This is a genomic window from Rathayibacter sp. PhB127, from assembly GCF_003751665.1.
GTDB lineage: Bacteria > Actinomycetota > Actinomycetes > Actinomycetales > Microbacteriaceae > Rathayibacter > Rathayibacter festucae.
Window position 1 is genome coordinate 220929 of record NZ_RKHW01000004.1, and the last position, 13406, is coordinate 234334.

Below are 13406 nucleotides of genomic sequence, written 5' to 3' on the forward strand. Positions count from 1 at the left end.
ACACCCCTGACGAGTCGTGGACGAAGACCGACGCCCATCGTACTCGTCAGCTTCGACGTGCCCGGAAGCACGACGCCCTCCCGGCGCAGCCGAGCCCTGTGGAGAGGTTGCCGGTCCGCCCCTGATTAAAGAGAGAACTGCGTTAACAGTGTTAACACGTGTGGAAACTGTGGAAAACGTCCGGGAGCCCTACTCACGACTGCGATGCGGAGGGAGTCGACCTGTGGACGGAGTGTGAGCGCGGTCGTGGACGGCCTGTGGAGGGATCCGGGCGGGTGGTCGCGAGTGCACAGGCGGGGGCTCGGAGCGCACAGGTCGAGGGCGGTTGTCCACAGTTATCCACAGGTTGCTCACACGTGTGGAAATCGACCGGAATCGTTCGATGTGGCGAACGAGGGCGGGCGTGGCGGGGTGGTGCGGGGGCGTAGGGGGAGACGGCGTCACCGGGAGGGTGGATCTCGATACGCCGCTGCGCGGCTACTCGACCAGCATGTGGGGGCCGCTGTGCGGGTGGTGGAGAGAGGGGAGCGGTGGGCGTCCCATGCTGATCGAGTAGCGGCCGGAGGGCGCGTATCGAGATCCGGCGTCACCGGGGGTCTCGATACGCCGCTGCGCGGCTACTCGACCAGCATGGGGGCCGCTGCGCGGCTACTCGACCAGCATGGAAGCGCCGCTGCGCGGCTACTCGGCCGGCGTGCGCGCGCGGCTGCTCGACCGGAGAGAGAGGGAGCAGCCGCGGCTCGGGCGTCAGCGGTTGGTCTTGATGCGGGTGGTCAGCTCGGTGACCTGGTTGTAGATGCTGCGGCGCTCCTTCATGAGCTCCGAGATCTTCTTGTTCGCGTACATGACGGTGGTGTGGTCGCGGTTGCCGAACAGCTGGCCGATCTTGGGCAGCGAGAGGTTGGTCAGCTCGCGGCAGAGGTACATCGCGATCTGACGGGCGGTGGCCACGGCCTGCGAGCGCGACGAGCCGTACAGGTCGTCGACCGTCAGCTTGAAGTAGTCCGCGGTGTGATTGATGATGTCGACCGGCGAGATGACGTTGTCCTCGTCGAGCGTGATCAGGTCCTTCAGCACCGTCTGCACCAGGGCCATGTCGACCGGCGTGCGGTTGAGGCTCGCGAACGCGGTGACGCGGATCAGCGTCCCCTCCAGCTCGCGGATGTTGCTGGACACCTTCGACGCCATGAACTCGAGGATGTCGTCCGGGACGAGCAGCTTCTCGCTGACGGCCTTCTTGCGGAGGATCGCGATGCGGGTCTCGAGGTCGGGCGCCTGCACATCGGTGATCAGGCCCCACTCGAACCGCGAGCGCATGCGGTCCTCGAAGCCGGTCAGCGCCTTCGGCGGCAGGTCGGAGGTGATCACGACCTGCTTGTTGTGGTCGTGCAGCTGGTTGAAGGTGTGGAAGAACGCCTCCTGCGTCTCCGCCTTGCCCTGCAGGAACTGGATGTCGTCGATGAGGAGGATGTCGACGTTGCGGTACCGGCCGTGGAACGCGTTGCCGCGGTTGTTCGCGATCGAGTTGATGAAGTCGTTGGTGAACTCCTCGCTCGACACGTACCGCACGCGGATGCCCGGGTAGAGGCTCATCGCGTAGTGGCCGATGGCGTGCAGGAGGTGGGTCTTGCCGAGGCCGGAGTCGCCGTAGACGAAGAGCGGGTTGTACGCCTTCGCCGGCGCCTCGGCCACGGCGACCGCGGCGGCGTGGGCGAATCGGTTGGAGCCGCCGATGACGAAGTTGTCGAAGCTGTACTTGGGGTTCAGCCGGGTGTCGGTGGCCGGCACGGTCCGCAGCTCCTCGACCACCCGCACCGGGGGAGCGACCGTGGCGGAGGAGCCGGTGACCGGCTCGAACGGGTTCAGCGACTCAGACGACGGGGAGTTCATCGGCTCGTGCTCGATGTCGGGGTTCACCACGAAGGCGAAGGTCGAGACGCCGAAGGAGTCGTCGAGGGCGCCGATCGCGCTCAGCAGCGGCACGCGGACGCGGTGCTCGAGCATCCCGCGGGTGAACTCGTTCGGGACCTCGAGATAGAAGGTGCCCGCCATGATGCCCTTGGGCTCCACCAGCGAGACGAAGCCGTACATCGGCGCGGTGATGCGCTCGTCCCGCGACAGCTCGCCGCGGATCACGTTCCACGCGTCGATCATCGACGTGTCGTCAGGCATCTGTCTCCGGTCCTCGGTCGCTCTCGAAATCCTGGCCGCCGCCTCGGGCTGTCGTCCGTCACGGCGGACCCTCGGTTCCAGCGGAGATCCGGGGCCCGATCCCTGCACAGGCGCTTCCACAGGCCTCGCCGGATCCCCGCGATCACGCGGGAGGGGGCGGTTCGCGCCTGTGGATAACTGCGGCTCAACACCGTAGCCAACGGAGCCGACGGGAGACAAATCCACCACAGCGACATCCGCGTGTCAATGCGCGGAACACCGCGTCCCGTGTGCAGAATCGAGGTTTCGCCCGGCGCACATTTGACCGGTGGCGGCGGAGGACGTAGTTTAAGTCAGTTGACGCCTGCCCGGCGTCGGGAGCACGGTCCTCGCGGATCGGGCCGATCGGCACCCGGGCACCCCCTCTTCCCGGACGAACCGGAGCCCCCGCCACCGGCGTGGAGCCCCGCTCGCACCGCGGAACCCGTACGTGGAGATCTGACTATGAGCAAGCGAACCTTCCAGCCGAACAACCGTCGTCGCGCCAAGGTGCACGGCTTCCGTCTGCGCATGCGCACGCGTGCCGGTCGCGGCATCCTGAGCGCTCGCCGCGCCAAGGGCCGCACCGAGCTCTCGGCGTAGCGCCTAGCGATTCCGTCCAGCGGTGCTGGCCAGAGCCCATCGCATCGTCCTCGGTGGCGAGTACCGGGCAGTCGTCCGTCGCGGTGTGCGGTCCACAGGACCGCACACCGTCACGTATGTCCGGAGGTCCTCCGGCGACGCACCGGTGCGGTTCGGCTTCATCGTGGCCAAGACGGTCGGGACGGCCGTGAAGCGGAACACCGTGCGGCGCCGGCTCAAGGCCGTCGCCTTCGAGCTCGTGCCGCAGCTGGAGTCCGGGACCGACGTGGTCGTGCGGGCGCTGCCCGGCAGCGCCGACGCTCCGTGGTCCGCGCTGCGGCAGGACGTGGTCGCCGCCGTCACCCGTGCGCGCGCCGTCCGCACGGGCGAGGCGCTCCGGTGACGGCCGCTCCGTCGACGACCGCGCCGGTAGCCACCGCTCCCGGATCGTCGCGCGCGGCCTCCTGGGCCGCCCGCCTGGGCTGGTTCCTCCTCCTGCTGCCGCGCAACATCGGCATCCTGCTGCTCGTCGTGTACCGGGCGGTGATCTCGCCGCTGTACGGCGACGTCTGCCGCTACTACCCGTCGTGCTCCTCCTACGCACTCCAGGCGGTCCAGCTCCACGGGCTCGTCCTCGGGTCCGTCCTCGGTGCCCGCCGACTCCTCCGCTGCCACCCGTGGGCGGCCGGCGGCGTCGACGACGTGCCGACCTCGATCCCCCTGCACCGACCGGCTCCCGGCCGGACCCGCTTCGCCGTGACGCGATTCGGGTTCGTCGCGGGCCCTCGAAAGGACTGACCCCCTCCCATGGACCTCCTCGGCACGATTCTCTGGCCCCTCAAGTGGGTGGTCGAGCTGCTCCTCGTCGCCTTCCACCAGCTGCTGACCTTCACCGGCCTCGATGCGGCGGCCGGCATCACCTGGGTGCTGTCGATCGTGGGGCTGGTCCTCGTCATCCGCGCCGCGCTCATCCCGATCTTCGTCAAGCAGATCAAGAGCCAGCGCCGCATGATGGAGGTGGCGCCGCAGCTCAAGAAGATCCAGGACAAGTACAAGGGCAAGCGCGACCAGCTGTCCCGCGAGGCGATGTCCCGCGAGACGATGGAGCTCTACAAGAAGACGGGCACCAACCCGCTCGCCTCGTGCCTCCCGCTGCTGATCCAGATGCCGATCTTCTTCAGCCTGTTCTCGGTGCTGAACTCGGCGCAGCACAGCCAGCGCGGCGTCGGTCCGCTGGACGACGTCCTCGCCCGCCAGTTCGGTGAGGCCAACCTCTTCGGCATCGCCCCGCTGCACCAGTCGATCCAGGGTGCGCTCGCGGAGGGCGGCCAGGAGCTCGTCGTCGTCATCGCCGTCGTCATGGTGGTCCTGATGACCGCCTCGCAGTTCATCACCCAGCTGCAGATCGTCTCGAAGAACATGTCGCCCGAGGCCAAGGCCTCGCCGACGTTCAAGCAGCAGCGGATCCTGCTCTACATCCTCCCGCTCGTCTTCGCCTTCTCGGGCTTCGCCTTCCCCCTCGGCGTCATGTTCTACTGGCTGACTTCGAACATCTGGACGATGGTCCAGCAGTTCATCGTCATCCGGAACATGCCGACCCCCGGCAGCGAGGCCGCGAAGGCCCGCGAGGAGCGTCTGCGCCGCAAGGGCAAGCTCGTCGAGGAGACGACCGACGCCGGCACCGTCACGCTCGTCGAGAAGAAGGTCGTGCAGCGCGCGCAGCCCGTCAGCAAGAACCGCTCCAAGAAGCAAGCCGGAAAGAAGTAGGCCCCCAGAATGACCGATTCGACGCAGATGTTCACCGGTGCTCCGGCGGCCCCGGACGCGCAGGCTCCGGCCGACGAGGAGCTCGCTCCGCGGGCCTCCTCCGCCGACGGCGGTGCCGCGCCGACGCTGTCCCAGCTCGAGGAGGAGGGCGACGTCGCCGCGGACTACATCGAGGAGTTCCTCGACATCTGCGACCTCGACGGCGACATCGACATCGAGGTCCGCAACGGCCGGGCCTACCTGTCGGTCACGGCGTCCGGCGACACCAACCTGCGCGTGCTCTCCCGCCCGGACGCGGTCCAGGCGCTGCAGGAGCTCACGCGTCTCGCGGTGCAGACGAAGACGGGCGGCTTCTCGCGGCTCATCCTCGACATCGGCGGCTCCCGGGACGCCCGCGAGGCCGAGCTGGCCCAGCTGGTCGACCGGGCGATCGAGCGCATCGAGGAGGGCGCGACGTCGGCGTCGCTGCCCCCGATGTCGTCCTACGAGCGCAAGCTGGTCCACGACATGGTCGGCGAGCGCGGTTTCGTGTCGGAGTCGCGCGGCGAGGCCCGCGAGCGCCACACCGTCATCACCCGCGGCTGAGCGCCGTGGAGCCGACCCTCGAGCCGGAGCCCGCTGCCGCCGCCGCGATCGCCGGTGAGCGACTGCCCGTCCTGCGGCGCTTCACGGAGGCGCTCGCCAGCGAGGGGGAGGAGCGCGGCCTCATCGGTCCGCTGGAGCTCCCGCGCCTGTGGACGCGGCACGTGCTCAACAGCGCCCTGGTGGCCCCTCTCCTGCGTCCGGGGCTCGTGGGTGATGTCGGGAGTGGTGCCGGCCTTCCCGGCGTCGTGCTGGGCATCGTGCGGCCGGACGTCCGGTTCGTGCTGATCGAGCCGATGGAGCGCCGGGTGCTGTGGCTGCAGGAGCAGGTCGACGCGCTCGAACTCGAGAATGTCTCGGTTCTTCGGGCCCGCGCCGAGGAGGTCCGGCTGGCGGAGCCGCTGGATCAGGTCACGGCGCGAGCGGTCAGCGCTCTCTCGAAGCTGATTCCGCTGACGGCGCCGCTGCTGCGGCCGGGCGGCGAGCTCGTCCTGCTGAAGGGCATCAACGCCGAGAAGGAGATCGAGGCCGCGGCGAAGCAGATCCGCCGCTTCAGGCTCTCCCCGCCCGAGGTCGTGGTGCTCGGCGACGGCGTGCTCTCCGAGGTGACGAGGGTCGTCCGAGCTACAGTGGGATGATCGCCACGACGTCGCACGCGATCCCCTGAATCCTCGACTGTCGGTCCCTCGGTGCTGCCCCACTTCCACCCGCTGAGCGAAGGTTTCACGTGAAACGATCCGACCCCGCCGGACTGACCGGAGGATTCGACGCCTCGACCCCGCTCGCTCGCGAGATCGCGGACATGACGCGTCGGCGTGCGCTGCTGAACGCGCAGCCGCTGCCGAAGCCCGAGACGACGCGCGTCATCACGATCTCCAACCAGAAGGGCGGCGTCGGCAAGACCACGACCACCGTCAATCTGGCCGCGGGGCTCGCTCGAGGCGACGCGAAGGTGCTGGTCATCGACCTGGATCCGCAGGGCAACGCGTCGACGGCGCTCGGGATCGAGCACCGGGCCGAGACGGCGAGCGTTTACGACGTGATCGTGAACGACACGCCCCTCGCGGACGTCGTGCAGAAGAGCCCGGAGTTCGCGTCGCTCTACGGAGTTCCGGCGACGATCCATCTCGCCGGCGCCGAGATCGAGCTGGTCTCCCTCGTGGCGCGCGAGCAGCGGCTCCGCCGGGCGCTGGACCGGATGCTCAAGGGGATGGACGAGCCGTTCGACTACGTCTTCATCGACTGCCCGCCGTCGCTGGGGCTGCTGACGATCAACGCGTTCGTCGCGGCACGCGAGGTGCTGATCCCGATCCAGTGCGAGTACTACGCGCTCGAGGGGCTCAGTCAGCTGCTGAAGAACATCGACCTCATCGAGCGGCACCTCAATCCGAACCTGGCGGTTTCGACGATCCTGCTGACGATGTTCGACGGGCGGACGAACCTGTCCAACCAGGTCGCGGCGGATGTGCGCGAGCACTTCCCGAAGGAGGTGCTGCGCGCCGTGATCCCTCGCAACGTGCGGATCTCGGAGGCGCCGTCCTACGGACAGAGCGTGATCAGCTACGACCCGCAGTCGTCCGGCTCGCTCGCGTATCTCGAGGCGGCGGCGGAGATCGCGCGCCGCGGCGTACCCAAGACCCCGGCGGCGACGCCCGATGGAGAGGACCGCTGATGGCGACCAAGCGCACAGGACTCGGCCGGGGCATCGGCGCCCTGATCCCGGTCAGCGACGACACCAGTTCGCGGCCTGTCGACGTCTTCTTCCCTGATCAGGTCGGTGCGGCGAACGCCGAGGACGAGCTGCTGCAGGTCCCCGGCGCACGGCTCGCGCAGCTGTCGCTGTCGGAGATCGTGCCGAACGCGTCGCAGCCCCGGTCGGTCTTCGACCAGGACGAGCTGGCCGAGCTGGTGCACAGCATCCGCGAGTTCGGGGTGCTTCAGCCGATCGTGGTGCGGCCCGTCACCGGGCGCAAGGGCGCGAAGTACGAGCTGGTGATGGGGGAACGGCGCTTCCGCGCCTCCAAGGCCGCCGGCCTGAAGACCATCCCCGCGGTGGTCAAGGACACGGCGGACGAGAACATGCTCCGGGACGCGCTCCTGGAGAACCTGCACCGCGCCGAGCTGAACCCGCTGGAGGAGGCGTCGGCGTACCAGCAGCTGCTGAGCGACTTCGGCATCACGCAGGAGGCACTGGCGACGCGCCTCGGGCGATCGCGGCCGCAGATCTCCAACACGCTGCGCCTGCTGCGGCTCCCCGCCGACGTGCAGGCACGGGTGGCCGCCGGCGTGCTCAGCGCGGGGCACGCGCGCGCAGTGCTGTCCGTGGAGACGCCGGAGCTCATGCGCCGGCTCGCGGACAAGATCGTCAACGAGGACCTGTCGGTCCGGGCCGCTGAGGCGGCTGCCGCGCAGCTGAAGGCTCCGAAGGCCAGTGTGCGCGAGCCGGAGGAGGAGCAGGGCGGTCATGCCGGGCACCTCAGCACGGTGGCGGACCACCTCGGCGATCGCCTGAACACTCGGGTCAAGGTGACGCTCGGAGCCCGCAAGGGGCAGGTGGTCATCGACTTCGCGACGATCCACGATCTGAACCGCATCCTGGCGGAGATCGGCGAGCCGACTGAGGTATCGCTGGTGCCGTAAGGTGCGTTGCCGTTTCACGTGAAACGGTGTGAGCGCCGGGCCGGGTCTCGATACGCCGCCGTCGGCGGCTACTCGACCAGCATGGTAGTGGGACGCACGTGCGTGGGGCGCTGACGTCTCTCCCGGTTGGCTGCCCGAGAGCATGCACATGCTGGTCGAGTAGGCGCGTAGCGACGTATCGAGACCGAGCTATCGGTTGCAGTGGAGGTTGCAGCTCGGCGGGTGGGTCTCGATGCGCCGCCGGTGGCGGCTGCTCGACCAGCATGTTGTTGTCGCCCGTGCTAGGGCGATCAGGACGTTCGGTCGGCGGAGGTCCGGGCAGGAGCCTGTCTGTCGGCGGCTCACTGCGGTCAGCGACATGTTGGTCGAGTAGGCGCGCAGCGCCGTATCGACACCGGTCCGCTGACGCTGGTGGCCACTGTTGTCAGGAGGTTGGTCTCGATACGCCGCCGTGGGCGGCTACTCGACCAGCATGTTCAGTAGGACCGAGGCCTGCGGAAGAGCCTGGACTCGTGCGGTACTTCGCAGGCGGCAGCATGCTGGTCGAGTAGGCGCGCAGTGCCGTATCGAGACCGGCCCCCCCTACTGCTGACGTTCTGGAGGGAGGCGGGTGGGTCTCGATACGCCGCCACAGGCGGCTACTCGACCAGCATGTGCGGGGAGCGTTTCACGTGAAACGGCGGTATGGCTGACGCTCCGGACGACCGCGGGTGCGGGCCCGGATGTTTCACGTGAAACGGGGCGGTCAGGGGGTGAGGGCCAGGCGGGCGAGGGTGGAGTAGACGTCGCCGAGGTAGCGGCCCGAGGCCTCGATGGCCTGGGGGATGAGGGAGGTCTCGGTCATGCCGGGGAGGACGTTGGCGTCGAAGAACCAGGGGAGGCCGTCGGGGTCGACGATGAAGTCGATGCGGGAGAGGTGGCGGAGGCCGAGCAGCTCGTGGACGGCGACCGCGACGCGAGAGACCTCGGCGAGGACCTCGTTCGAGAGGCGGGCCGGGGTGTAGAAGCGGGTCTCGCCCGCGTTGTAGCGGGCCTCGAAGGTGTAGCGGCCCGCCACCGGGGCGATCTCGACCGGGGGGAGGGCGAAGGGGCCGTCGCCGAGGTCGAGGACACCGACGGAGACCTCGGTGCCGATGATCTGCTGCTCGATGAGCGCGACCTCGCCGTAGGTGTAGGCGTCGACCATCGCACGCGGAAGCTCGTCGGTCTCCGTCACGATGCTCACGCCCTGGGCGGAGCCGCCCTGCGCCGGCTTGACGACGAGCGGGCCGGGAAGGTGCGCACGGACCTGGTCGAGGATGCCTGCGGCGCCGAGCTCGCGGAACGTCTCGCGGGGGAGGGTGATCGAGCGGGGAGTGGCGATGCCGGCCCGCGCGACGAGCGTCTTCGCGGTCGGCTTGAACCAGGCGAGGCGGGCGGCGTCCGTGCGAGAGCCGACGTAGGGGAAGCCGGCCGCCTCGAGCAGGCCGAGCAGCGCGCCGTCCTCGCCGCTCGCTCCGTGGACCGCGGGCCAGATCACATCGGGACGCTGGTCGAGCAGCGCCGTCAGGAGAGCGGCATCCGGTTCGCGGTGGGTGATGCGGTGCCCCAGCGCGGAGAGCCGGTCGGCGACCCGGCGGCCGGAGCGCAGCGAGACATCGCGCTCGTGGCTGATGCCGCCGCTGATCACGACGATGTCGAGGGTGCGGTCCAGGGTGGAGAAATCGGTCATGACCGGCCCTTCTGTCGTTCGCGGATCACGGAGTCAGGAGATCTGGGGCGGGAGGACGGCGTCGCGTTGATCGACGTCGGCGCTTCTCCGCACGCGGGCGTCGGCGAAGGTGGACAGCAGGTCGAGCTCGCCGTTGATCACCGTCGCGAGGCGGCGGATGCCGTCGCCGATGCGCTCAGGGGTCGGGTAGCAGAAGGACAGCCGGATGTTCTGCCGGCCGTCGCCGTCGCCGAAGAAGGCCGTGCCGGGCGTGTAGGCGACCAGCTCCTTCACCGCGCGCGGCAGCATCGCCTTGGAGTCGAGCTCCTCGGGGAGGGTGACCCAGACGTAGAAGCCGCCGTTCGGATTCGTCCAGGAGAGCCCGGGGAGGTGCGTCTCGAGCCCGCGGATCATCGCCTCCTTGCGCTCGCGGTAGACCCCGCGGAAGGTGTCGATCTGCGCGCGCCAGTCCGCCGTCGAGAGGTACTGCGAGATCACGAGCTGGCTGAAGGACGAGGGGCTGAGCACCGCCGCCTCGTTCGCGAGGATCAGCCGTTCACGGATGGCGTGCGGTGCCAGCGCCCAGCCGATGCGGAAGCCGGGCGCCAGGGTCTTCGAGAAGGTGCCGAGGTAGATCACGCCGTCCTCCTCGAGGGAGCGCATCGCCTTCGGCGGCACGTCCTCGAAGTAGAGCAGGCCGTACGGGTTGTCCTCGAGCACGAGGATGCCCTCGCTCTTGCAGATCTCGAGGATCTCGACACGCCGGTCCCAGCTCAGCGTGACGCCCGCAGGGTTGTGGAAGGTCGGGATCGTGTACAGGAACTTGATCCGCTTGCCCGCGGCGCGCACGCGGGCGATGTGCTCGCGCAGCGCCTCGGGGATCAGGCCGTGCTCGTCCATCGCCACGTGCTCGATCTCGGCCTGGTAGGAGCGGAAGATCACCATCGCGGTGACGTAGCTCGGGCCCTCGGAGAGGACGACGTCGCCCGGATCGAGGAACAGCTTCGAGACGAGCTCGAGGGCGTGCTGCGAGCCGGTGGTCACTACGACGTCGTCGGCGCTGGCCGAGATGCCCTCGAGCGCCATCACCTCGAGGATCTGCTCGCGCAGCACCGGGACGCCCTGACCGGAGCCGTACTGCAGCGCGACGGGTCCTTGCTCGCGCATGACGGTGGCCATCGCGTCGGTGACGAGGTCCTGGGGGAGGGCGGAGACGAACGGCATGCCGCCGGCGAGAGAGACCACCTCGGGGCGGGAGGCGACGGCGAACAGTGCTCGGACCTCGCTGGCCGCGAGGCCGGCCGTGCGCTCCGCGTAGGAGTCGTACCAGGGGTCGAGGTTGGTGCCGGCGTTGATCACGGTGATGTCGCTCCGCTCGATGGACAGGGTCTCCGACCGTCAGCCGGATCGATCCAGACTACTCGGCGGGGTCCGGGAGGACCGGGGGAGCGGGACGCCACTGCGCGGCCCGTGGCCTGCCTTCTGCGGCCGTTTCACGTGAAACACGAGGAGCGGCCGGCAACGACGAAGCCCCCGCGCCAGAGGGGCGCAGGGGCTTCGTCAGACGGTCGAACCGTCGGGAGTCGAACTCAGAGGAACGCGGCGAGGTCGGCCTCGAGAGCGGGCTTCGGCTTGGCGCCGATGACGGTCTTGACGACCTCGCCCTTCTGGTAGACCTTCATCGCCGGGATCGAGGTGATCTGGTACTTCGCGGCGATCTGCGGGTTCTCATCGACGTTCAGCTTGACGATCTCGATCTTGTCGCCGTGCTCGGCCGAGATCTGGTCGAGGATCGGGGCGACCATGCGGCAGGGGCCGCACCACTCGGCCCAGAAGTCGACCAGGACGGTCTTCTCGGAGTCGAGGACATCGGCCTGGAACGATGCGTCGGTGACGCTCTTCGCGGTGGACATGACGATTTTCTCCTTCGTGAGCCGGCGGCGCCGACTCGAGTGCTGGGGTGGTGGGAGGACTAGAGGGTGAGGAGCTCGGCGGCCGGGGTTCCCTCGGTGCTGGCGATGCCATCGGTGAGGGCGGCGAGGTAGTGCTCGGCGTCGAGGGCGGCGACGGTGCCCGACGCGGCGGCGGTGACGGCCTGACGGTAGGTCGGGTCGATCACGTCGCCGGCGGCGAAGACGCCCGCCACGGAGGTCTGCGACGAGCGGCCGGTGACGGCGATGGTGCCGTCGGTCGTCAGGTCGAGCTTGCCGTGGACGATGTGGGTGCGCGGGTCGTTGCCGATCGCGATGAAGAGGCCGTCGAGCTCGAGCTTCGACTCGGTGCCGTCGACCGTGTCACGCAGCTTGACGCCGTTCACGTGGTTCTCACCGGTGATGCCGGTGACCTCGGTGTTCCAGACGAACTCGATCTTCTCGTTGTCGCGGGCGCGCTTCTGCATGACCTTGGAGGCGCGGAGCGAGTCCTTGCGGTGGATGACATAGACCTTCTCGGCGAACTTGGTGAGGAAGGTCGCCTCCTCCATCGCGGAGTCGCCGCCGCCGACGACGGCGATGGTCTTGCCCTTGAAGAAGAAGCCGTCGCAGGTGGCGCACCATGAGACACCGTGTCCCGACAGGCGGTCCTCGTCGTGCAGGCCGAGCTTGCGGTACGCGGAGCCGGTGGCGACGACGACGGTCTTCGCCTCGATGCTCTCGCCGGAGCCGAGGTGGATCGTCTTGGTCTCGCCCTCGAGGTCGAGGGAGACGACGTCGTCGTAGAACGTCTCCGCGCCGAACTTCTCGGCCTGCTTCTGCATGGCCGTCATCAGCTCCGGGCCGAGGACGCCGTCCGGGAAGCCGGGGAAGTTCTCGACGTCGGTGGTGTTCATCAGGTCGCCGCCGATCTCGACGGACGAGGCGACGACCACCGGGTGCAGATCGGCGCGCGCCGCGTAGATGGCGGCCGTCCAGCCTGCGGGGCCGGATCCGATGATGACGATGTCGCGCACGGCAACTCCTCGAGGTCTGTGCTGAGCGGGGCTGTACCGGCGGTCCGCCGGAGGGGGTGGTCTGCCCGGATCCGGTGCTGGGAGCGGATCCGCGGAGCCGGTCCCGCTCGCTCTGTCGTTCCCGGGCTCCAGGGGCTACAACACATCCTAGGCGGGGGCTATTCCGTGGCGTCCGGGGCACTCGGCCCGCGGTCAGGGTCGCCGGACGGCTCTCCGCGGGACGGCTCAGAAAGCTGCGTTGACCGGCTCTTTCTCCGCCGAGCCCGCAGGAGTGCCGCGCTGCCCGATCGACCGGCGCGAGATCAGGACCGTCAGCCAGCCGGCCGAGGCGAAGACCGCCGTCATCGCGACGACGTAGAACACCACCGCGATCATGCCGCCGGGGACGATCGGCGGATCGGCCAGGCGAGGATCGAGGAACGGGTACGGGTACCAGACCTGCTCGTGCTTCATCTGGTCGTAGACGAGGGGCGCCCGGATGATCGTGTAGACGAACCAGGCGACCGGGAAGGCGAGCAGCGCGGGGACGGCGGCCCAGGAGAGGCGGCGCCGGCCGGGCGCGAAGAGCCAGTCGAGGATCAGGGCGAGCGGCGCCACGACGTGCATGACCTCGTTGGTCCAGTCCTGGCCGGCCCCGGCGCCGGTGACCACCGTGCCGCGCAGGAGCAGGTTGTAGACCACTCCGATCACGACCATGTAGGTGACGACCCCGGCGCGCAGCCAGGCGAACCAGCGCGGTTCCGGGAGCGCGCCGCGCGCGAGCACGACGGCGCCGATCAGCAGGACGACCACCGCGAGCAGGCAGACCTCGACGGTGATGTAGCTGAAGAAGTTGGCGGCGAGGGTGGCGCGGTCGCGGAAGCGGGCCTCGACCCAGAAGGCGTGGGAGTCGAGGAAGCTCACCGTGGTCGCGGTGAGGACGGCGGCCGCGACGAGCACGCGGAGGAGGACGAAGGTGGAGCGCATCGCGCCTTCCGGATCGGCGGGAGGGGGGTGGGGGAGGCGGCT

14 protein-coding genes are annotated in these 13406 nt (G+C 69.1%); 8 read left to right on the plus strand and 6 right to left on the minus strand.

From position 1 onward, the window contains the following. Nucleotides 1-747 precede the first annotated feature (747 nt). Nucleotides 748-2172, minus strand: a complete 1425-nt coding sequence (dnaA, locus tag EDF22_RS17530) for a chromosomal replication initiator protein DnaA (RefSeq protein ID WP_123706115.1) — start codon at nucleotides 2170-2172, stop codon at nucleotides 748-750. Nucleotides 2173-2655: 483 nt separating this feature from the next. Between dnaA and rpmH the strand changes: the two genes are divergently transcribed. From rpmH to EDF22_RS17570, 8 genes are all read left to right on the plus strand, one after another. Continuing rightward, nucleotides 2656-2793: a 50S ribosomal protein L34 gene (gene rpmH, locus EDF22_RS17535; protein WP_055784512.1), complete on the plus strand. Its 138-nt coding sequence runs from the start codon at nucleotides 2656-2658 to the stop codon at nucleotides 2791-2793. A gap of 22 nt (nucleotides 2794-2815) precedes the next feature. Continuing rightward, nucleotides 2816-3175, plus strand: coding sequence for a ribonuclease P protein component (rnpA, locus tag EDF22_RS17540; protein ID WP_123447262.1), 360 nt, complete (start codon nucleotides 2816-2818; stop codon nucleotides 3173-3175). Further along, nucleotides 3172-3570 carry a membrane protein insertion efficiency factor YidD gene (gene yidD, locus EDF22_RS17545; protein ID WP_397460176.1) on the plus strand — a complete coding sequence of 133 codons (399 nt, stop codon included), beginning with the start codon at nucleotides 3172-3174 and terminating at the stop codon, nucleotides 3568-3570. Before rnpA ends, yidD begins: the two co-directional genes overlap by 4 nt. Nucleotides 3571-3579: 9 nt before the next feature. Further along, the gene (yidC, locus tag EDF22_RS17550; protein WP_123447263.1) at nucleotides 3580-4539 is read left to right on the plus strand and encodes a membrane protein insertase YidC; all 960 of its coding nucleotides are present in this window, start codon (nucleotides 3580-3582) and stop codon (nucleotides 4537-4539) included. A gap of 9 nt (nucleotides 4540-4548) precedes the next feature. Continuing rightward, a complete protein-coding gene (locus EDF22_RS17555; RefSeq protein WP_243732904.1) occupies nucleotides 4549-5124 on the plus strand; it encodes a R3H domain-containing nucleic acid-binding protein in 576 nt (191 codons plus the stop codon). A 5-nt stretch (nucleotides 5125-5129) separates the two neighbouring features. Beyond that, entirely contained in the window at nucleotides 5130-5759 is a 630-nt protein-coding gene (gene rsmG / locus EDF22_RS17560; RefSeq protein ID WP_123706116.1) for a 16S rRNA (guanine(527)-N(7))-methyltransferase RsmG, read from the plus strand. Between the two features lie 164 nt (nucleotides 5760-5923). Next, nucleotides 5924-6793, plus strand: coding sequence for a ParA family protein (locus EDF22_RS17565; RefSeq protein WP_123706250.1), 870 nt, complete (start codon nucleotides 5924-5926; stop codon nucleotides 6791-6793). Continuing rightward, on the plus strand, nucleotides 6793-7761 hold the full coding sequence (locus tag EDF22_RS17570; RefSeq protein ID WP_123706117.1) for a ParB/RepB/Spo0J family partition protein: 969 nt from the start codon (nucleotides 6793-6795) through the stop codon (nucleotides 7759-7761). Before EDF22_RS17565 ends, EDF22_RS17570 begins: the two co-directional genes overlap by 1 nt. 745 nt (nucleotides 7762-8506) lie before the next feature. Here EDF22_RS17570 and EDF22_RS17575 read toward each other — a convergent pair. From EDF22_RS17575 to EDF22_RS17595, 5 genes are all read right to left on the minus strand, one after another. After that, nucleotides 8507-9472: a D-alanine--D-alanine ligase gene (locus EDF22_RS17575; protein WP_123706118.1), complete on the minus strand. Its 966-nt coding sequence runs from the start codon at nucleotides 9470-9472 to the stop codon at nucleotides 8507-8509. Nucleotides 9473-9505: 33 nt separating this feature from the next. Beyond that, the gene (locus EDF22_RS17580) at nucleotides 9506-10807 is read right to left on the minus strand and encodes a PLP-dependent aminotransferase family protein (protein WP_185039115.1); all 1302 of its coding nucleotides are present in this window, start codon (nucleotides 10805-10807) and stop codon (nucleotides 9506-9508) included. Nucleotides 10808-11040: 233 nt separating this feature from the next. Then, nucleotides 11041-11364 carry a thioredoxin gene (trxA, locus tag EDF22_RS17585; protein WP_123447267.1) on the minus strand — a complete coding sequence of 108 codons (324 nt, stop codon included), beginning with the start codon at nucleotides 11362-11364 and terminating at the stop codon, nucleotides 11041-11043. Nucleotides 11365-11423: 59 nt separating this feature from the next. Continuing rightward, entirely contained in the window at nucleotides 11424-12398 is a 975-nt protein-coding gene (gene trxB, locus EDF22_RS17590; RefSeq protein WP_123706120.1) for a thioredoxin-disulfide reductase, read from the minus strand. Nucleotides 12399-12623: 225 nt separating this feature from the next. Further along, nucleotides 12624-13364 carry a Pr6Pr family membrane protein gene (locus EDF22_RS17595; RefSeq protein WP_123706121.1) on the minus strand — a complete coding sequence of 247 codons (741 nt, stop codon included), beginning with the start codon at nucleotides 13362-13364 and terminating at the stop codon, nucleotides 12624-12626. Between the last annotated feature and the right edge of the window lie 42 nt (nucleotides 13365-13406).